23 protein-coding genes and 1 pseudogene are annotated in these 18520 nt (G+C 71.1%); 11 read left to right on the forward strand and 13 right to left on the reverse strand.

Going from position 1 to position 18520, the window contains the following annotated elements; all coding sequences use genetic code 11:
• Nucleotides 1-6 precede the first annotated feature (6 nt).
• Nucleotides 7-489 (reverse strand): NUDIX hydrolase, encoded by a 483-nt coding sequence (locus DK389_RS23690; RefSeq protein WP_109893276.1) that lies wholly within the window; start codon nucleotides 487-489, stop codon nucleotides 7-9.
• A gap of 169 nt (nucleotides 490-658) precedes the next feature.
• On the opposite strand from DK389_RS23690, the gene DK389_RS23695 reads away from it, so the two are divergent.
• On the forward strand, nucleotides 659-1132 hold the full coding sequence (locus tag DK389_RS23695) for a CYTH domain-containing protein (protein WP_109893278.1): 474 nt from the start codon (nucleotides 659-661) through the stop codon (nucleotides 1130-1132).
• A gap of 9 nt (nucleotides 1133-1141) precedes the next feature.
• Here DK389_RS23695 and DK389_RS23700 read toward each other — a convergent pair whose 3' ends face one another.
• Nucleotides 1142-2038, reverse strand: coding sequence for a dihydrodipicolinate synthase family protein (locus tag DK389_RS23700; protein WP_109893280.1), 897 nt, complete (start codon nucleotides 2036-2038; stop codon nucleotides 1142-1144).
• Between the two features lie 315 nt (nucleotides 2039-2353).
• Here DK389_RS23700 and DK389_RS23705 point away from each other — a divergent pair, with 315 nt between their 5' ends.
• The 3 genes from DK389_RS23705 (at nucleotide 2354) to DK389_RS23715 (ending at nucleotide 5821) form a co-directional block, all read left to right on the forward strand.
• A complete protein-coding gene (locus tag DK389_RS23705; protein WP_109893282.1) occupies nucleotides 2354-4486 on the forward strand; it encodes a molybdopterin-containing oxidoreductase family protein in 2133 nt (710 codons plus the stop codon).
• 283 nt (nucleotides 4487-4769) lie between these two features.
• Nucleotides 4770-5261: a hypothetical protein gene (locus DK389_RS23710; RefSeq protein WP_109893284.1), complete on the forward strand. Its 492-nt coding sequence runs from the start codon at nucleotides 4770-4772 to the stop codon at nucleotides 5259-5261.
• A gap of 98 nt (nucleotides 5262-5359) precedes the next feature.
• Nucleotides 5360-5821, forward strand: a complete 462-nt coding sequence (locus DK389_RS23715; protein ID WP_236960312.1) for a hypothetical protein — start codon at nucleotides 5360-5362, stop codon at nucleotides 5819-5821.
• Between the two features lie 162 nt (nucleotides 5822-5983).
• Here the strand turns inward: DK389_RS23715 and DK389_RS23720 are convergent, their stop codons facing one another.
• The 4 genes from DK389_RS23720 to DK389_RS23735 form a co-directional block, all read right to left on the reverse strand.
• The gene (locus DK389_RS23720; protein ID WP_109893286.1) at nucleotides 5984-6235 is read right to left on the reverse strand and encodes a pilus assembly protein PilZ; all 252 of its coding nucleotides are present in this window, start codon (nucleotides 6233-6235) and stop codon (nucleotides 5984-5986) included.
• A gap of 161 nt (nucleotides 6236-6396) precedes the next feature.
• Nucleotides 6397-6657 carry a hypothetical protein gene (locus DK389_RS23725; RefSeq protein ID WP_109893288.1) on the reverse strand — a complete coding sequence of 87 codons (261 nt, stop codon included), beginning with the start codon at nucleotides 6655-6657 and terminating at the stop codon, nucleotides 6397-6399.
• 192 nt (nucleotides 6658-6849) lie between these two features.
• Nucleotides 6850-7644, reverse strand: a complete 795-nt coding sequence (locus DK389_RS23730) for a TIGR01458 family HAD-type hydrolase (protein ID WP_109893291.1) — start codon at nucleotides 7642-7644, stop codon at nucleotides 6850-6852.
• 249 nt (nucleotides 7645-7893) lie between these two features.
• A complete protein-coding gene (locus tag DK389_RS23735; protein WP_109896786.1) occupies nucleotides 7894-8079 on the reverse strand; it encodes a ribosome modulation factor in 186 nt (61 codons plus the stop codon).
• Nucleotides 8080-8324: 245 nt separating this feature from the next.
• Here DK389_RS23735 and DK389_RS23740 point away from each other — a divergent pair, with 245 nt between their 5' ends.
• Nucleotides 8325-9122 carry a fumarylacetoacetate hydrolase family protein gene (locus DK389_RS23740; protein ID WP_109893293.1) on the forward strand — a complete coding sequence of 266 codons (798 nt, stop codon included), beginning with the start codon at nucleotides 8325-8327 and terminating at the stop codon, nucleotides 9120-9122.
• 7 nt (nucleotides 9123-9129) lie between these two features.
• Here DK389_RS23740 and DK389_RS23745 read toward each other — a convergent pair.
• Nucleotides 9130-10085: pseudogene (locus tag DK389_RS23745) on the reverse strand (oxidoreductase).
• A gap of 151 nt (nucleotides 10086-10236) precedes the next feature.
• Here DK389_RS23745 and DK389_RS23750 point away from each other — a divergent pair.
• The 3 genes from DK389_RS23750 to DK389_RS23760 all read left to right on the forward strand — a co-directional run bounded on the left by DK389_RS23750 (nucleotide 10237) and on the right by DK389_RS23760 (nucleotide 11518).
• A complete protein-coding gene (locus tag DK389_RS23750; RefSeq protein WP_109893295.1) occupies nucleotides 10237-10734 on the forward strand; it encodes a Mut7-C RNAse domain-containing protein in 498 nt (165 codons plus the stop codon).
• A 163-nt stretch (nucleotides 10735-10897) separates the two neighbouring features.
• Nucleotides 10898-11140 (forward strand): hypothetical protein, encoded by a 243-nt coding sequence (locus DK389_RS23755; RefSeq protein WP_109893297.1) that lies wholly within the window; start codon nucleotides 10898-10900, stop codon nucleotides 11138-11140.
• A 27-nt stretch (nucleotides 11141-11167) separates the two neighbouring features.
• Nucleotides 11168-11518, forward strand: coding sequence for a hypothetical protein (locus tag DK389_RS23760; protein ID WP_109893299.1), 351 nt, complete (start codon nucleotides 11168-11170; stop codon nucleotides 11516-11518).
• 22 nt (nucleotides 11519-11540) lie between these two features.
• On the opposite strand, the gene DK389_RS23765 is transcribed toward DK389_RS23760, so the two are convergent.
• The 4 genes from DK389_RS23765 to DK389_RS23780 all read right to left on the reverse strand — a co-directional run bounded on the left by DK389_RS23765 (nucleotide 11541) and on the right by DK389_RS23780 (nucleotide 13599).
• On the reverse strand, nucleotides 11541-11876 hold the full coding sequence (locus DK389_RS23765; protein ID WP_109893301.1) for a hypothetical protein: 336 nt from the start codon (nucleotides 11874-11876) through the stop codon (nucleotides 11541-11543).
• 207 nt (nucleotides 11877-12083) lie between these two features.
• Nucleotides 12084-12551: a Ros/MucR family transcriptional regulator gene (locus DK389_RS23770; RefSeq protein WP_236960314.1), complete on the reverse strand. Its 468-nt coding sequence runs from the start codon at nucleotides 12549-12551 to the stop codon at nucleotides 12084-12086.
• A gap of 252 nt (nucleotides 12552-12803) precedes the next feature.
• Entirely contained in the window at nucleotides 12804-13220 is a 417-nt protein-coding gene (locus DK389_RS23775; RefSeq protein WP_109893305.1) for a thioesterase family protein, read from the reverse strand.
• 130 nt (nucleotides 13221-13350) lie between these two features.
• The gene (locus DK389_RS23780; RefSeq protein ID WP_109893307.1) at nucleotides 13351-13599 is read right to left on the reverse strand and encodes a hypothetical protein; all 249 of its coding nucleotides are present in this window, start codon (nucleotides 13597-13599) and stop codon (nucleotides 13351-13353) included.
• Nucleotides 13600-13953: 354 nt separating this feature from the next.
• Here DK389_RS23780 and DK389_RS23785 point away from each other — a divergent pair, with 354 nt between their 5' ends.
• Nucleotides 13954-14355 carry a hypothetical protein gene (locus DK389_RS23785; RefSeq protein ID WP_162560810.1) on the forward strand — a complete coding sequence of 134 codons (402 nt, stop codon included), beginning with the start codon at nucleotides 13954-13956 and terminating at the stop codon, nucleotides 14353-14355.
• A 212-nt stretch (nucleotides 14356-14567) separates the two neighbouring features.
• Here the strand turns inward: DK389_RS23785 and DK389_RS23790 are convergent, their stop codons facing one another.
• Nucleotides 14568-15362: a helix-turn-helix domain-containing protein gene (locus DK389_RS23790; protein WP_109893311.1), complete on the reverse strand. Its 795-nt coding sequence runs from the start codon at nucleotides 15360-15362 to the stop codon at nucleotides 14568-14570.
• 97 nt (nucleotides 15363-15459) lie between these two features.
• Between DK389_RS23790 and DK389_RS23795 the strand changes: the two genes are divergently transcribed.
• Nucleotides 15460-16656: an MFS transporter gene (locus tag DK389_RS23795; protein WP_109893313.1), complete on the forward strand. Its 1197-nt coding sequence runs from the start codon at nucleotides 15460-15462 to the stop codon at nucleotides 16654-16656.
• Between the two features lie 5 nt (nucleotides 16657-16661).
• On the opposite strand, the gene pucL is transcribed toward DK389_RS23795, so the two are convergent.
• Nucleotides 16662-17501: a factor-independent urate hydroxylase gene (gene pucL, locus DK389_RS23800; protein ID WP_109893315.1), complete on the reverse strand. Its 840-nt coding sequence runs from the start codon at nucleotides 17499-17501 to the stop codon at nucleotides 16662-16664.
• 131 nt (nucleotides 17502-17632) lie between these two features.
• Between pucL and uraD the strand changes: the two genes are divergently transcribed.
• Nucleotides 17633-18517: a 2-oxo-4-hydroxy-4-carboxy-5-ureidoimidazoline decarboxylase gene (gene uraD, locus DK389_RS23805; protein WP_109893317.1), complete on the forward strand. Its 885-nt coding sequence runs from the start codon at nucleotides 17633-17635 to the stop codon at nucleotides 18515-18517.
• Nucleotides 18518-18520 lie beyond the last annotated feature (3 nt).

Genomic DNA, 18520 nt, shown 5'->3' on the forward strand with positions numbered 1-18520 from the left:
GGGGTGTCAGCCCCGGTCGATCTCGGCCCCGAAGCTCAACAGGAGCTTCTGCAGGTCGCGCTCGTTCACGAGGTCGGCCGCCTCGGCCGGTCGGTACCAGCGGCGGCGGCGCTGCTTCTTCTCCGGCCAGCGCTTGCGCTCGTCCGACACTTCGAGCGGGAACACCTTGACGGCGCAGGCCACGGTGCTGCCGTCGCCCAGCCGCTTGTCGTACCGATACTTGCCGACCGCCTTCTTGCCGATCTGTCCCTTCAGCCCGGCCTCCTCGTACGCCTCGCGCTCGGCGGCCCGATGGTCCTTGCGCCCCGGCATCGGCCAGCCCTTCGGGATGATCCAGCGCCGCGTTTCCCGCGACGTGACCAGCAGGATCTCGGGCCGGCCCTTCACGCCGAGCCGGAACGGCAGGGCCGCGACCTGTGCGTAGGGCGAGCGCCGCTTCTTCTTCAGTTCCGCCTCCTCGTTAGGTGCGCTTGTGGGTGCGCCTGCCATCCGGTGCTCTGCGCCGCTGCAACCAAAATGGGGGCATTCACCTTGGTTAGTGGATCGCAGGCTCCGGACTGCGGCGACGAGGACATGACAACGCGCACCGCTCCTGCGAGTGCCCTCGCGTGAAGCCCGTGCGTACCGACCCCGCCCCGCAACAGCGTCTGGCTCCTGCATGGCCCTTGAGATCGAGCGCAAGTTCCTCGCCAGCCGCGCCGTGCTGGAGCATTGCCGGTTCGGGCTGCCCATGCTGCAGGGCTACCTGCACACCGATGCCGAGAACACCCTCCGGGTGCGTCGGGCGGGCAACCGGACTTTTTTCACCTGGAAGGGCAGGCGCAGGGGCGCATCCCGGGAGGAGGTCGAACGCGAGGTCTCGACCGAGGTGGGAGAGGCGATGTTCCTGGCTCTCAGGACCGACGAATGCGTCGCCAAGACCCGCTATCGGATCGAGCATGCCGGCCTCGTCTGGGACGTCGACGTGTTCGAGGGCCGCTTGGCGGGCCTGATCCTCGCCGAGGTCGAGCTGACCCACGAGGACCAGCCCGTGGACCTGCCGCCCTGGATCGGCCGGGAGGTGACGCAGGACGAGCGCTACCGGAATTCGCGCCTCGCCCGCGCGAGGCTCCCGATCGAGCTCGCCGCCTGAGGCGGCGCGTCAACCTGCCTCCCCGGCACGCAGCGGCGCGAGCGCCTCCGCAATGCGCTCGCGGTCGGCGTCGCCGAGCGGCAGGAGAGGGCGCGGAGGCTCGGCCGTCCCGAGCGCGAGGAGATCCTGCAGGACGTACATCACCCGCAGGCTGCCGAACGTCCTGAACGTGTCCCAGAGCGGCCGGCAGCGTTCGTCGATCCGCCGCACCTCCACCTCGTCGCCGGCTCGCGCGGCCCGCACGAGCGACAGGGCAAGACGCGGCAGGAGGCCCGCGACGACGCTGTACCAAGCGTCGGCCCCGGCCAGGAGCGCGTCGGCCGCCCCCCAGTCGCCGCTGTAGCCGATCGAGAGGGCGGTGCGGCAGCGCAGGGCCGTCAATTCGCCCGCGAAGTCCCCGTCGGCGGGCAGGGGCATCTTCACCGCCGCGACGGCCTCGAGGCCGGCGAGGCGTTCGATGAGCTCACGGCCGAAGGTGAAGTGGGTGGTGCCGGGGTTGTTGTAGAGGCAGATCGGCAGGTCGGTCGCCCGCGCCACGGCGCGGACATGCTCGTAGACCTCTCCTTGCGTCAGCGGCGTGTAGGAGACCGGTGCGAGGAGCAGCGCGTCGGCCCCAGCGTCGGCGGCATCCCGCGCCAGCCCCTGCGCCTGATCCGTCCGCAGGGCGCCGATACCCACGAGGAGGGGCGTCCGTCCCCCGACGCGGGCGACGGCCGCCCGGACCGCGCGCAGCCGCTCCTCGCGCGTCAGGTAGGCGTAGATGCCCGTGCTGCCGAGAAGACCGATCGAATCGACGCCGGCCGCGCAGAGAGGATCCAGGAGCCGGCCCTGCGCCTCGGTGTCGACCCGCCCGCTCGCGTCGGCCGGCGTCAGCGGAAAGGCCGAGAGGCCGTGAAAGAGGCGCATCGCGGGGCTCCCGGGCCGAGGATCGGATCGGCCGCGGCCGAATCAGGGGGATCGTGCGTCACGACGGGAGCGCGCGACGCGCCACCTTGCAACGCTTCCAGATTCATGCACCCTCGGCGCGCTGGCTGAGCAAGGCCCGGACGCGCCCGATGCCGTGGTCCACGTCTCTCACGGATCGATCGCGGCAGGCGATCTCCGCACCGTGTCGAACCGGGGCCCAGGCCGGCCTCCGGCCGCCGAAACGCGCGCCCGAACGGCGCCGGGCCGCACCGAAGCAAAATCATAAAAACCAAATCAAACCATAGGGATCGGACAATGCTCGAAGAGGCCACAACCAAGCTCGGCGCGTGCCCGCACGACTGCCCAGACACCTGCTCGATGATCTACACGGTCGAGGCGGGCCGTCTCACGAACGTTCGCGGCAATCCGGACCACCCGATGACCCGCGGCGCGCTCTGCGCGAAGGTCAAGGACTTCGACAAGCACCATTACAATCCGGACCGCGTCCTCTACCCGATGCGCCGCACCGGTCCGAAGGGCTCGGGCCAGTTCGAGCGCATCAGCTGGGACGAGGCGCTGGGCGAGATCCACCGGCGCTTCAGCGGGATCATCGCGGAGCACGGCGCCGAGGCGATCCTACCCTACAATTACCTCGGCAACGAGGGCGTGGTGCAGGGGCTCACGGTCGGCGACGCCTTCTTCAACCGGCTCGGCGCCACGGTCGCCGAGAAGACCTTCTGCGGCTCGGGCTCCTGCACGGCCTGGCTTCTGACGGTCGGCCCGACGAACGGCACCGATCCCCTGAGCTTCGCCCAGTCGAAGTACATCGTGATCTGGGGCTGCAACTCCGTCTCGACGAACCTCCACCACTGGCACATCGTGAAGGAGGCGCAGCGCAACGGCGCCAAGGTCGTCGTGATCGACCCCTTCCGCTCCCGCACCGCCAAGGAGGCCGACTGGCACCTGATGCCGAAGCCCGGCACGGACGGGGCGCTCGCCATGGCGATGATCCAGGTGATCATCGCCGAGGGGCTGACGGACGACGATTACATCGCCCGGCACACGGTCGGCTTCGACGCCCTGAAGGAGCGCGCCGCCTCCTTCACACCGGAATACGCGGCCGAGATCTGCGGCATCCCCGCCGACGACATCCGGCAACTCGCGCGGGAATACGCCACCACCCGGAACGCGGCCCTGCGGCCCGGCATCGCCGTCGAGCGCAGCGCGGGCGGCGCCCAGGCGCTGCGGGCGATCTTCTCGCTCCCGGCGCTGACCGGCTCCTGGAAGGATCCGGGCGGCGGCGTCTACCAGATGCCGCTCTGGGAATTCCCCGTGCACTGGGACCGGGTCTGCCGGCCCGACCTGATCCCCGAGGGGACGCGGGCGCTCAACGTGCTCAAGCTCGGCGAGATCCTCACCGGCGAGGCGGGCATCGAGCCGGGTATCCACGCCCTGATGGTCTACAACGCCAACCCGGTCTCGAACGCGACGGAGACGGGAAAGATCAAGCGCGGCCTCGCCCGCGAGGACCTGTTCACGGTCGTCAGCGAGCATTTCGTCACCGACACGGCGCGCTACGCCGACATCCTGCTCCCCGCCACCATGGCCGCCGAGCACGACGACATGATGTTCTCGTGGGGGCACTTCTTCTTCACCCTCAACCAGAAGGCGATCGAGCCGCCGGGCGAGGCGGTCTCGAACGCCGAGCTGTTCCGGCGGCTCGCTCGAACCTTCGGCTTCACCGAGCCGCAATTCGCGATGAGCGAGGCCGAGCTGATCGAGTGGTATCTCGACTGGGACAGCCCCAAGCTCGGCGGCATCACGATGGCGCATTTCCGCGAGCACGGCTGGTACCGGCTCGACATCGGCGATCCGGAGACCCGCACGCCGCACGCGGAGGGCAACTTCCCGACGCCGACGGGCAAGTGCGAGTTCTTCTCGCAGGCCGCCCTCGATGCGGGCAACTTCGTCGCGCCGCCCTTCCGCCAGATGTACGAGGCGAAGCAGGGCGGCGAGGCCCTCGACCCGCTGCCCGGCTACGTGCCGGCGAATGAGCGGCCGGAATCCAATCCGGCCCTGGCCGAGCGCTACCCGCTCAACATCGTCTCCCCGAAGAGCCACGGCTTCCTGAACTCGCAATACGCCAACGAGGCGCACAAGATCCGCGCGCAGGGCGAGCAGGCCATCCTGATCAACCCGCGGGACGCGCTGATGCGGCAGGTCACCGAAGGGGCGCTCGTCCGGGTCTTCAACGACCGCGGCGCCTTCCACGGGGAGGCCAGGGTCACCGAGGACGTGCCGCCCGGCATGGTGGTGGCCTCGCTCGGCTACTGGCACGCGCTGAACCGCGACGGGGCGGTCAACGTGATCAGCGCGTCGACCTACGGCGGCATGGGGCACTCGCCGACCTACAGCGACAACCTCGTCGAGGTCGGGTTGGCGCAGTAGGGCACCGCCCGGCCTCCTGCTCTCCGGGACTCGAACAATCACCGGCCCCGCCCGCGCGGGGCCGGCAACCGTCGCGGAAATAATGCCCCACCGCTTCTGGCATGCTCCGCAAATAATCCCAACGTCGTAAGCAATACCGTCGGTGCGGTGTGACCATTCGGCACTGTCATTAAGACTCCCTTTACGCCTAAGCTCCGGCCCCATCTGCGAGGAAGGCCAGAGCTGAGGGAGCATCCGGCATGGTGAGCAAGCGGCTACTGGTGGGCGGGGGCTTCTCCTCTCCGTGAGCGGGTGCAACCATCTGTTCCCGCCCTCGGCGCAGTACGCCTCCCTCGCACCCGCCGCGATGCCGGCGACGGGGCCCGGGACGGTCATTCCCGAGGTGAACGGGCCCGAGGCCGCCATGCCCGACGTCGCGATACCGGGCACTCTGCTCGGCCGCGGCGGAGCCGGGCGCGGGGCCGTCGAGCCCTACACGGCCCTCAAGCGGACGGCGACGGCGCGCGCCCGCTGGGAGGCCCAGCCGCGCGTGGACTACGCGAAGATCGAGCCTCCGGTGAACTTGACCGGGCGGGCGCTGAGGGATCCTCCGGCTGCCGAGGACGACGCGAAGCCCGCGGAGGAACCGCACGCGACGGCCAGCGTCCGCGCCGGGAAGGGCACGCTCGCCGCGGGCACGGGAGTGCTCGGTCCCTCCTACGACCGCGAGAAGATGATGAGCGACCTGCTCGACGAGGGCGCGAAGGCGGCCCGGTCGATCTGCAACCGCTGCTGAGCCGGCCGCCCCTGCCAGGGCGCAGGTTGCGCCCTAGATCCCGGGAAGGATCGAGATGGGGCGCGTCCCGGCATCCGCCGGCGGCCCGGGGAGACGGAATGGCCATGCGCCCGCAATCGAAACTCTGTGCCGCGTTCGTCGCCGCCGCCACGCTCGCCGGATGGGCCGGCGACGCCTCCGCGGATTGCCTGCGGCGAGTCTACAATCGCTCGGCCAATCTCCTCATCGTCAGCCAGGACGGCGGACCGCCGATCGCGGTTCGCCCGGGACGGTCGGCGACCCTGCGCCTGGCGCAGCCCGGCACGCTCGATCTTGGCGTCCAGTGCCTCGGCTCCGGCGGCGAGCCCGTCATGCGCACGCAGTTCCGCTATCAAGCGCTCATCGACCGCTGCTACGTCGAGTTCGGCACGCAGTTCTTCGTTGCGGAACTCGGCCGCGGCTTCTTCGGGCAACAGGGTACGAAGCCCTTCACGGTCAACAATCCGCGGCAGGGCGACGTCGTGCTGGGGCCGTTCGAGGCGGCCTGCCCCGTCCCCGCCGCCCTCAGCCGCCGCGGCTGACGGGGGCACCCGCCGGAGAGAGGGCGGGGGAATCACAGCGGGCCGGCAGTTCGGTGGGAGCACCGGAGCTGCGCGGCCCGTGTGCCGTTCGGCCCCCGAGAGGGACGAGGCCGCAGCGACCCTGCCAGGCTCGCGCGGGAGCGATTAAGAATTCGTTACCGCTCAGCAGGCGTAGTCGAGGCCGAGCTTGCGTCCCTGGCGCCAGACCACGACGCAGAGCCTGTCGAAGGCGTAGCCCTCGACGCGCAACCGGACCGTGTAGGGCAGGGCGATCTGCGGATCGACCTCGATCGTCGCCCCGGTGTCGGTCGTCCCCCAGACGACGCAGTCGAGGTCGTCCGGCCGCCCGTCGAAGGCCACCTTGCCGAGCCCGAACACGATTCGGGTGAATGGCCCGTGCCGATCGATCAACATGCCAAGCTCCTGTCGCTGCCCTGCGGAAGCCGGCGTCCTCCTAGACCGTATTCGTCTTGATCTGAGCAGAGTTCAGCCGCCCGGCACTGTCAATTCGAGGGCTCGAATGCTCTGCGCGATACCTCGGAAGAGGCAAGCGCGCCCGCGAAAGGTGTCCGCGCTCAGGCTTCGGCCCGCGTGGTCTCGAAGCAGACGCCCACCTCGCCCGGAAGCCGCCAGATCACGCGGCACGGGTGCCGGTCGTCGCTCGGGCCGATCGTCAGATCGAACACGTCCGGAACGGCGCTCTCGCTGCGCACGAGGAGGAGCGCACCCGCTTCCGTGAGGTTCGCGACGGAGCAGGTGAAGGCGAGGGCCGCGCTGATGATGATCTCGGCATGCCGAAATGTCTGCCGACGTACAAGGCTGCGATTTTCTGACATCGGGATGATCCCGCGAAGTATTGGCAAGATCATTTCTCCGCCCCATTCGTTAACGGTTCCTTACCGGAACGGGCGGGAAGCGGCCTGATTCCGAGGGGTTCGGAGCGCGCGATCGCGAGTGCGGCAGGCGGGCAACGCCCCGCCCCGGGCCGTGCCGGACCGCAACCGGCCGGCCGGATCGGCGAGGCGTCCTCAGGCGCGCTCGAGGATCCAGTCCACGGCCCGGCGCAGATCGGCGACCGTCGCTGTCGGCCCCGGATCGATCCGCGTCTCGTCGCCCACCCGATACTTGCCGGTCCGGACGAGGATGCCCGCGATCCCCGCGGCGAGCGCGCCGGCCACATCCGATTCCACGTCGTCGCCCACCATCACCGTCTCCGCCGGCGCGGTGCCGAGATCCGCCACGGCGGCGGCGTAGAAGGCTTCGGCCGGCTTGCCGACGAGTTCGGCCTCCCGGCGCGCGGCGCATTCGAGCGCGGCGACGAAGGGTCCCGCATCGAGGCTGAGCCGTCCGTCCCCGTCCTCGAAGGTGCGGTTGCGGGCAAGCGCGATGAAGGCCGCGCCGCCGTCGATCAGACGGAAGGCGGCGTTGAGGGCGTCGTAGGAGAAGCCCCGTGCGGCATCCCCGACGATCACCGCGTCGACCGGGCCGGTCGGCCGCATGTCGAGATCCTCGGCGAGGTCCGGATGCACCAGGAAGTACGGCGAGAGTCCCCGCTCCGCCACGAGCGCCCGGGCGGCGAGAGCCGGCGTGAACACGTCGCCGCCCTCGGCCGGGATGCCGAGGCGGTGCAGCCTGTCGAGGAGGACGCGGCGCGGCTTCGAGGTCGTGTTGGTGACGAAGCGCAGCGGGAGGCCCTTCGCCCGCAGATCCGCGAGGCTCGCGACCGCATCGCCGATCGCCGCGTCGCCGAGGAACACGACCCCGCTGAGGTCGAGGAGGATTCCGGTGATCCTGGGCGGATCCCTCGGCGCGGTCTCGGGCATGGCGGCCTCGCACGCGGGCTGCGCGTCGTGCGCAGCGCTCCAGCGGTGGCGCCGAAGCCGGGGTCCGGTCAACCCCCGCAGCGCGGGCGGAGCGGCGCAAGACTCCTTTCCAGGAACCGGGGCCAGGGGCACCGGTTGGTGGGCTGGTCCCCGTCGTGTCGTCTCGGCGGGGCTGCCTCCCGTCACGGACGGGCGTTTCCTCCCTCGACTTCGGGCCGCCGCGCCGGCGGCCCGTTTTTCTGTCCCGCCTCAGCCGCCCGCATCGAGGGGCAGGTCCGGACCGTCGTCGGCGGGCGCGCCGTCGTAGCCCTCGAACCAGGCCCGCCGCTCGGCCGAGCCCGCCGGGTAGGGACAGGCGTCCTTCGGCCGCCCGACCGCCCGGGCATGGGCGCCTTCCATGATGGGATCGGTGATCTGCGCATGTCGCTCGGTCATGCTTGCCTCCTTGAGGATCGGCGGCGATTTGCCCTCACTGGAGACAACACCGGCCGCGCCCGAGGTTCCGGCCGCGCGCAAAGAGCGTTCGTCACCGAGCCCGGAGCCCTCGGCACCGCCGGGGCGGACGCCCTCCGGCGCACCGTGGTCGCGCAGTCGGCTACCCGCGCCGCGCATCCTGCGGTAGCGTTCCGTACCGGCGCGCCGGCATCGCGGGCCGCCCCCGCACCCGTGGAATCCGATCGATGAGCACCATCACCCGCCGCCTTGCCCTCAGCGTCGCCGGCGGCCTCGCCGCCACGGCGGCCGATACCTTCGCGCGGACGGCCGCGGCGGAGCCCGCGGCCGCGCCGGCCCTGTTCGCCCTGCCGCAGGCCGTCATCCCGATCCTCGGCGAGGCGCAGGCCTTCCCGGTCCGGCGCATCTACTGCATCGGGCGCAACTACGCCGCGCATGCCCGCGAAATGGGCTCCGATCCGGTCCGCGAGCCGCCCTTCTTCTTCCAGAAGCCCGCGGACGCGATCCAGGTCGTCGAGCCGGGGCAGGTGGGCGAGCATCCCTATCCGACGCTGACGAAGAACTACCACCACGAGATCGAGCTCGTCGCCGTGCTGAGGTCGGGCGGGCGCGACATCCCGAAGGAGCGGGCGCTCGACCACGTCTACGGCTACGCCACCGGCCTCGACATGACGCGCCGCGACCTGCAGCGGGGCATGGGCGACCAGAAGAAGCCCTGGGAGATCGGCAAGAGCTTCGATCATTCCGCGCCGATCACGCCGATCACGCCGGCCGAGCGGATCGGCCACCCGGTGCGGGGCCGCATCGAGCTCGCGGTGAACGACGCGGTGCGTCAGGGGGCCGACCTCTCCGACATGATCTGGTCCGTGGCCGAGCAGATCGCGCACCTGTCCCAGGCCTTCGAGCTGAAGGCCGGCGACATCATCTATTCCGGCACGCCGGAGAATGTGGGCCCGGTGGTGCGTGGCGACGTGCTGCGGGGCCGGATCGAGGGTCTGCCCGACCTGTCGATCCGGATCGTGTAGGGGCGGCTCACCCGAGCGGGGCGGCGGTTGGCCCGGGGAGAGGGACGCGCACGCCCGTCAGTGCCTCCGAGAGGGCCCAGAGGCGCCGGGCCGCGTCGGCGTCGCACGCGTGCAGCGCGACGTCCGCGACGGCCGGATCGCCCCAGAACTCGCGGAACCCGTCCGGCCCGTAATAGGCTCCGCCCTCGGCCTCCGGCGCGGTCGCCGCGTGGAGGATCGGGCCGGCGCCCCGGGCGGCCGACTGGCCGATGGCGCCGAAGATCGCGCGTCCGGCGAGCCGCGCCAGGGGCCCGCCCGGTCGCCGCGCCGGGTGATGTCCGTTCGCGCCAGCCCCGGGTGGGCGGCGAGGGCGCGAACGGCCGATCCGGCCGCCCGCAGGCGCCGGTCGAGTTCGAGCGCGAACATCAGCAGGGCGAGCTTCGTCTGGCGATAGGCGACCTGGGGCGCGTAGCCGTGGCGCAGCTGCAGGTCGTCGAAATGGATCCGGCCCGACCGGTGCGCGATGCTCGCGACCGCGACGACGCGCGTGGCGGGCCCCGGCCGCAGATGCGGCAGGAGCAGCCCCGCGAGGGCGAAATGGCCGAGATAATTCGTGCCGAGCTGGCGCTCGAACCCGTCCGCGGTTTCCTCCCGGCGCGGGACGGAGGCGATCCCGGCATTGAGCAGGAGCGCGTCGACCGGTTGCGCCTCGGCCTGCCAGCCGTCAGCGAAGGCGCGCACGGAGGCGAGGCTCGCGGTGTCGAGGGGCCGGAAATCCAGCCGTGCCTCGGGATGGACCCGCCGGATCGAGGCCATCGCGCGGGCGGCCTTGTTCGCGTCACGCGCCGCCAGCACGACGCGGGCTCCCGCGCCCGCGAGCGCGCGCGCCGCCTCGTAGCCGAGGCCGCTCGTCGCGCCGGTTACGATTGCGAGGCGCCCCGCCTGGGAAGGGATGTCGGCATCACTCCAGCGGCTCTTCGTCATCGGCCACGATCTCCCGGTCCATGCTTGTCCCTGTCGCTCGGAAAGTCGGCGGGGGCGGCCACGGTTCAGCCCGCGGCGCATCACCGGGCCGCTGAACCGCCGGAGCGCCCAGCGCTTGGTTCACGGAATCGGACGATGAGGCCACCCCCGGATGGACGAGCGCTACCTCTGCGACGCGATGATGGGGGGCCTCGCCCGCCTGCTGAGGGCGGCCGGGCACGATACCCGCCTCGCCGCGCCCGGCGCGCCGGATGCCGACCTCCTGGCCCTGGCCGCAAACGAGGAGCGCCTCCTGCTGACCCGGGACCGCGCCTTCGCGGCACGGGTGGGCGCTGGCGCGCTCCTGCTGCGGGAGGGGCGCGCCGACGATCAGGCCGCCGAGCTGAGCCGGATCCGGCCGGTCGACTGGCGCTCCGCCGCCTTCAGCCGCTGCCTCGTGGACAACACGCCCCTGCGCGAAGCGGGCGCCGACGAGATCGCCCGGGCCCCGGCATCGAGCCGGGTCCTGCCGGGGCCGTTCCGAATCTGTCCGGCCTGCGCGCGCCTCTATTGGCCGGGCAGCCATGTCAGGCGGATGCGGATCTGCCTCGATCGCCTGGCCGGCCTCTGCACCAGCGCGGGCCGCCCCGAAAATTCAACTTCTACGTGAGATTTTGCGGCGAAGCGCGCGGTCACGCCCGTCGAAGGAACATCGGACTACAACCTGGCGTTCAAAATTCGATCATGCCGTGCAGGGGCGAAGGGAGAGATGCCGCGATGCAGGGGCGAAGGGAGAGATGCCGCGATGCAGGGGCGAAGGGAGAGATGCCGCGATGAATCAGGGCAAGGACGGAGGCATCGAGCCCAAGGTTCCGACCGAGCGCCCCGATCCGAAGGCGGCCGGCAGACCGAGCGGCGGCGCGGACCGGCCCGGCTTCGATCTCGGGGGTGCCGAGGACAGATCGATCCAGAGCGGGACCAATCCGAAGACCGAGCCGCGCGGCAACCCAGAGATCGGCAACGAGCAGCCGGCGGACCGCAGCCGGATGACCAGCAGGAAGGGCACGCCGGCCTGAGGGCCGTGCCAGCTAGGGAGACACGCCGTGGCAGACATCCACGCGAACGATCCGCACGGAGCCTCGTCGGGGCAGGCCGGATCCGGCACGAGGCGGCCGGCCGATGGCGGCCCCGGGATGGCGCAGCAGGCCAGGGAGACGCTTCAGGACGTCGGCGACCGGGCGTCCGACACCTGGGATGACCTCTCGAAGCGCGGCGCCCGTTATTATCGACAGGGCAGCCGGGCCGTCGGTGAGGTCGACGGCACCACCGCCACCGGCCTCCTGATCGCCGGAGCGATCGGCTTCGGCCTCGCCTGGCTCATCTTCGGGCAGGCGTCGCGCTCGGGCGACTACGTCGCGCGCCGCATGAGTTCCAGCAGCGAACGGACGCGTTGATGCGAGTCGGTCCGATCGCCGGCTAGCGCCGGGCGCGCCGGGCGCGCACGCCCGCGAGCATCGCCGGATGCGCCGAGATGCCCTCCCGCTGCCGGGCCGGGGACGCGTCCGGCGACGAGGCGGGCCCGGGCAGCGGCCGATCCTCGACGATCACCTCGACGGTGATCCGGCGCGGGCCCTGGATCGCGCCGGCCGGACGGCGGCCGCCCGCGAGCGAGAGACCCGCGAAGGCGGCGAGCGCCAGGAGGCCGACGGCGACCGTGTGCCAGTTCGGCGCGGGCTCGAGCATCATCACCACGAGACCACCGAGGGCGGCGGCGGCGGCGAGGACGCGCGCATTGAGCGGGTCGCGGATCATGCCGCAGCATCACCGCGAAACCTGGCGATCCGCCGAACGAAACCGTTCGCATTCTCATCATCGGGGCACCGCGCGGAACGCGGGCGATCGACGTTCCGGGGCGCCGTCAGGTGTGCCCTGCGGGAAAGCCCGGAACGTCGGAACGAGCCCGGCCGGCCGCTCCGATCGCGCGTCGAGCGGCCTTGGCATCGGGCCACGGGGCCCGGGTCAGGCGGCCTTGCGGCTCCGGCGCCCTTTCGACGACGGCTCGTCCTCGGTACGGCCGCCGGGGCGTCCGAGGCCGATCGACTTGGCGAGCTCGGAGCGCTGCGCGGCGTAGCTTGCCGCCACCATCGGGTAGTCGTTGGGCAGGCCGTAGCGCTGGCGGTAGCTGTAGGGGTCGAGCCCGTGCGTCGAGAGATGGCGCTTGAGCGTCTTGTAGGGCTTGCCGTCGATGAACGAGATCAGCGCGTCCGGCGTGATCGACTTGCGAACCTGCGCCGGCGTCGGCTTCTCGACCGTCTCGACCGGGGCGGCGGCGCCACCCTTCATGAGGCCATTCAGGGCCGTGTGAACGCTCATGATCAGCGCGGGCAGCTCGGCCACGGGCAGAGAATTGTTGGAAACGTAGGCGGACACGATGTCGCCGGCGAGCTCTACGAAGTCGAGGTTCTGTACCTGAGGTTCATCCACCACGTGTGCAATCCTATAGTTCTCGTTACCCCTCTCGCGCATAGATCACCCGGCGGGCAAGCGAATCAAGAGAGCCACACAAGAAATCTGCAGGAATCCGCACACTATCGGCAACTGCGCCGGCAGCGATATAGGGCAGCTTATCCTTTACCCTATCGCCCACGCTCGCCGACGACCTTCCTGATCTCGTCGGCCTGCGGACCCGCCACGCTTCGCTGACGCGGCGGCGGAGGGTGCCGCCCGCGACGCGAATCGTCAGGGACGGCCGAACTGCGCGGCGGGCTGCTTGGCCTCGAGCCGCGCGCGGAGACGATCGAGTTCGACGACGACCCGCTCGTGCGCGCCCTCTCCGATCTTCTCGGCCTCGTCGTAGGCGGCGACGTTGAACTGCAGGTGGCGCCCCTTCACGGCGACGACCTCGGCCTCCGCCCGCACCCAATGGCCGACCGGCGTCGCGGCCAAGTGCGTGACCTCGACCTTTGAGCCGACCGCGCTCTCGCCCGGCTCGAGATAGGCGCGGATCGCGTTGAGGGCGGCGTTCTCCATGGCCAGCACCATCATCGGCGTCGCGAAGACGGGCGGCAGGATCGCGTCCTTGAACTGGTTCGCGAGATGCTGCGGCCCGACCAGCATCGAGAAACTGCCCTTGGCCCCCAGGGGTACATCCTTCATCCGAATCCTCTCGGAACGCTGTCGTTGCGCCGGGCCCCTCGGGCGCCGACGCCAGACAGGTATGCAGGAAGGGGAGGGCCCGGTTCCGCGCTGCCCGGATCTGCAGTGGCCGGACCGGCCGCCCGCGCCGTCAGACCTTCCGGGCGATCCCGGAGCCCGAATGGACGGCGCGGCGGCGCTTCCGGGCCCGCGTCTCCCGCCAGAATGCGAGCCTGCGCCGGAGCGGCTCCAGCACCCGGTCGAGCAGGGCGAGCACGGCCCAGACGAGGATGATCAGAAGACAAAGGCCGCCGATGAGGACGCCCCAGTATCCCGGAGCCGGAATGATCATCAGGCAGACGAGACCGCAGAGGGATAGTGCTGGGATCCAGAACGGCACGAACGGCGATCTCCGGCGGCTGAGAAGCCGAAGCTAAGGCACCGATGTGATCATTCGGTTAAACAGCTCTTCGCAACCTCAATCCTGCCTCTTCGGATCGATTGGAATCGGTATCTGTCCTGGCGGCTTCGGATCGCGATCGGTGACTTGCCAAGGGTCATGAGCGGGAAAGCTCGGCTGCGCGAGAACCGAATAGGCTCCCGCCCATCGGAGCGTGCGCTAACGGACCGATGCAGTATACCCGTGGTGTGGCCGGCGCGCTTCTTGAAACCGGCCTGAGGCCGGGGAACAAAAGGATCTGGCGCGCAGGACGACGGGAATCGTCGCCGACGCGGCCCAGCAGGGGGCATCATCATGCGGATGGTGATCGGTATCGCGCTGTTGCTCGCGAGCGCGTCACCCATCATGGCGCAGACGCGGCGCGCACTCATCTGTTCGGAGGAAGTCGCGATCCGCCTGAGCGAGCCGGCGAAGCCCGACGCGCCGCGGAGCGAGGAGATCGACCGGCGCTCCTTCTCGCTGACCTCGGGCGGCGACACGCTGAACCTGATCTCGGCCGGGCGATCGGAGTTCTACGAGTGCCAGAAGGTCGTGCCGCGCCTCAACGAGGGCCGGCCGCGCAACACGATGAAATGCCAGAACGGAATCTACTTCCTGACGATCGACTATTCGCAGCTGAAATTCGCGAAATCGCAGATGAATCCGGAATCGAAGAGCGACGTCAGCATCAGCTACGGCTCCTGCCGGTTCCCGTAGGCGTCCGGCGGCCCGCCGAGCGCTCAGTGCATGGTCGTCAGGATCAGGGCGTAGACGACGATGGCGAGGCCGAGAAGGATGAACATCAGCGCGACGCGCGAGGCGGCCTGCTGATTCCGATCTGGGGAATCGTCACTCATCATCGCGCGGTCTCCGGGGGGATTCGCTTTGTCCTAGCCTATCCGAGATGAACGGCGCGATAACGGCGGCGATTACTGATTTGTCCGAGCGCGGACATTTCCCGCCCCGGCGTCGCGCGTTCCCCGATCGGGCAGCAGGCTGCTCATCCGTCCGCGCAGGGCCTGGAGGCTGCGGTAGCCGACCGCGGACGCGATCTCGCGGGCCGCGCGCCCGTCGGCCGCGAGCGCCAGCGCCCGCACGACCCGGGCCCGGGCCCGCCACGCGTCGAAGCTGAGGCCGGTCTCCCGGCGGAAGCCCCGCGTCAGGGTGCGCCGGCTCAAGCCCGCGCGCTCGGCCCAGGCATCGAGATCGAGGGGCGAGGCGGGATCGTCGATGAGCCCGACGCAGACGCGGCGCAGCCGCCCGTCCCGCGGCAGCGGCAGGGTCAGCGGCGTCTCCGGCGCGCGGCCGATCTCGTCGAGCACGAGCGCCGCGAGATGGCCGCCGCGGCCCGCCTCGTCGTAGAGGACGGGTTCCCGGGTCAGGGCCGCGAGCGCGGCGGCCAGGAGGTCCGAGACCTCGATGACCTGCGCCCGCTCGGGGAAGGCCGCCACCGCCTCCGCGGCGAGGTAGGCCGAGCACATCGAGACGGCACCGTGCATGACGACCGCGTGCGGCAGGCGCGGCGGGATCCAGAGGGCGTGCCCCTCCGGCACCACCCAGGTCCCGTCCTCGGCGGTGGCCATCATCAGCCCGGTGGTGGCGTAGAGAAGCTGCGCCCGCTTGTGGAAGTGGCGCTCGGTACGGCTGCCGGCCGCGAAGTGCTTCGGCATCACCGCGACCCGTCGCGGGACGTCCTGATAATCCTCGGCCCGGATCGAACGCATGGCCGCCCCCCAACCTGGCCCGATCGCGTACACCTTCGGCCCGACACCGTCCAACGGGTCAGGTACACAGGTGCGAGACTGCGAAGGCACCCGCCCGATGGATTCCGAGCTCCTGTCCCGCCGCACCCTGCGCTTCGTGAACGTGGCGCACGGCCTCGACCATTACGTGCTGCTGATCTACCCGACCGCGGTGCTCGCCATCGCGGCCCAGACGGGCCTCGGCTACGGCGAGCTGATCGGGCTCGCCACGGGCGCCTTCGTCGGCTTCGGCCTCTGCTCGCTGCCGATGGGCTGGCTCGCCGACCGCTACGGCCGGCGCAACATGCTGGCGGTGTTCTTCTTCGGCTACGGCCTGTCCTGCTTCGGGGTCGCGAGCGCCGGCAGCCCCACCGCCTTCGCCCTCTGGCTCTGCGTGCTCGGCCTCGCCTCGGCGATCTACCATCCGGTCGGCTCGACCATGCTGGTCAGCCATGCCCGCCGCCTCGGGCGTGACCTCGGCATCAACGGGGTCTGGGGGAATTTTGGAGCGGCGCTCGCCTCTGGCGCGACCGCCATCCTCGCCGCCCATCTCGGCTGGCAGGCGGCCTTCCTGGTGCCGGGCACGATCTGTCTCGTCTGCGGCATCGCCTTCGTGGCCCTCGTGCCGGGCGACGGCGAGGGCGCCGCGCGGAAAGGCGCCGGGGCGAGCGTGATCCCGGTCTCGCGCCCGGCAGCGCTGCTCGCCGTGTTCGGCATCGCGATCGTGGCGGGTGGCCTGACCTTCAACCTCACCACCATCGCCCTGCCCAAGGTGATCGACGAACGCCTCGCCGCGGGGCTGTCGCTCCAGCTGATCGGCTCGGTCGCGACGATCATCTTCGTGTTCGGCGCCCTGACCCAGCTCGCGATGGGCCGCCTCGTCGACCGCTTCACCCTGCCGGTCCTCTTCGCCGGCCTGTCGGTGCTGCAGCCGATCGGGCTCGGCCTCGCGGCGGTGACCTCCGGCATCCCGCTCCTGATCGGGCTCGTGATCACGATCGCGGCGCTCTACGGGCAGGTCGTCATCAACGACGCGATGATCGCCCGCTACGTGCCGCCCGCATACCGGGCCCGGGCCTACAGCGTGCGCTACTTCCTCGGCTTCACGGTCGCGGGCTTCGTGGTGCCGATGATCGCGCTGATGCACGAGCGCGGCGGCTTCGGCCTCGTCCTCGGGACGGCGGCCCTGTTCGGGCTAGTGATCTTCGCCGCGGCCCTCGGCTTCCTCGGGCTGACCCGGAGCGACGGGACGAAGGCCCTCGCCCCGGCCGAGTAGAGCGCTCAAGTCCGGCCGATCGTCGCCTCGATCTGCCCGTGCGGCTCGTCCGTCGGCAGGAACACCGTGCCCGGATTGGCGAGCCCGAAGGGGCTGAGGTCGAGCGGAATGTAGTGCTTGTTCGGCATGGCGAAGTGGATCTCGGCGATCTCCGGCAGGGCCGCGAGCGCCGCCTCGCCCATCCGGTACAGGCTGTCCTGGATGCCGGCGCTGTAGGTGGTGGCGAAGATTTCCAGGAGGCGGGCGAGCACGGCCGCGTTCGCCGCCGCGTAATCGTGGGGCGCGCGCGCCCAGGTCCAGGTGGCGTCCATGCTGGTCGCGGCGATCCGGTCGGTCGTGTCGGGCAGCGTCCGGTAGCCGTCGTCCACGAAGCCGGCCCAGCCCGAGCCCGTTGTCTTCATGAAGGTGAAGCCGCGCAGGCCCGATCGCAGGCGGCGCGAGCCCCGCTCCGCCACGAGCCCGGCATAGCCGAAGCCGTTGCCGTCGCGGAGGAAGGTGTGGCCGTGCGGCGCCCCATCGACGGCGTGTCGGCTCCAGCGGGTCTCCCGCGCCTCGACGCTCACCTCCGCGATCTGCGGGTAGGTCTCGAGCAGGATCGCGGCGACCGCACCGACGAAATCCTCCGCGCCCGCCGAGAGGTTGTTGGCGGCCGCCACGTTGACGATGTTGCGCAGGCTGTCGGTGGCGATGCAGGCCCGGTTGTCGCCCTCCGTCCAGGCGGCATCGAAGCCGCCCCGGATCAGGACCGTGAGGTCGAGCTCGCGGGGGGTGTGGTGGTCGCCGTCGCGGGTGAGGCGCATCACCCGCACGCGGGCCTTGCCATAGCGCGACGCGGTCAGGGGCATGGTCGTTCCTCCGGGGGTGATATTCGGATCCCGCCCGGAGGATCGGCAAGCCCCGTGCCGCCGCCCCCCCGCCCTGGCCCGTTGTCTGCTACGGTCGCGGGCCACGGCACCGGAGGAGCGTTGCGCGGGCGATGAGCTGGGATCTCGGCACCCTGAACACGGCCCCGCGCGCCGACGTCGTCGCGGCCCTCGGTGCGGTGTTCGAGCACGCGCCCTGGGTCGCGGAAGCCACCTCCCGGCGCCGGCCCTTCGCCCGCGTCGAGGATCTGTTCGCGGCGATGCGCGAGGCGGTCGCCGCCGCGCCCGAAGCGCAGCGCCGCACTCTGCTGACGGGCCATCCCGAGCTCGCCGGGCGGGAGGCGCGCGCCGGGCGGATCGCCGCGGATTCGATCGCCGAGCAGGCGGCCGCCGGGCTCGACCGGCTGTCGGAGGCCGAGTTCGCCCGCTTCGACGATCTCAACGCCGCCTACCGCGCCCGCTTCGGCTTCCCCTTCATCGTCTGCGTGAAGCGGCACGGGCGCGCCTCGCTCCTGAGGACCTTCGCGGCGCGGCTCGCCGGCACGGAGGAGGCCGAGCGCCGGAACGCGGAGGCCGAGGTGCTGCGCATCGCCGCGATCCGCCTCGCCGCCCTGGTGAGCGGGGAGGGGGCACTTCGAACCGCGGGCCGCCTCTCGACGCACGTCCTCGACACCGCGAGCGGGCGCCCGGCCGAGGGCGTCGCGGTGGAGCTCGCCGAGATCGTCTCGGCGACGGAGGCGGTCGTCGTCGCCCGCACCGAGACCAACGCGGACGGGCGCACCGACGCGCCCCTGATCGGCGGACGCCCGGTTCCGATCGCGGCCTACGAACTCCGCTTCGGTCTCGGCGACTATCACCGCGCGGCCGGGCTCGACCTGCCGGAGCCGCCCTTCCTCGACGTGGTGACGCTGCGCTTCGGCGTCGCCGATCCGGAGGGGCAGTATCACGTGCCGCTGGTGGCGAGCCCGTGGGGCTACCAGACCTACCGGGGGAGCTGACGG

The organism is Methylobacterium durans, from assembly GCF_003173715.1.
Classification (GTDB): Bacteria; Pseudomonadota; Alphaproteobacteria; order Rhizobiales; family Beijerinckiaceae; genus Methylobacterium; species Methylobacterium durans.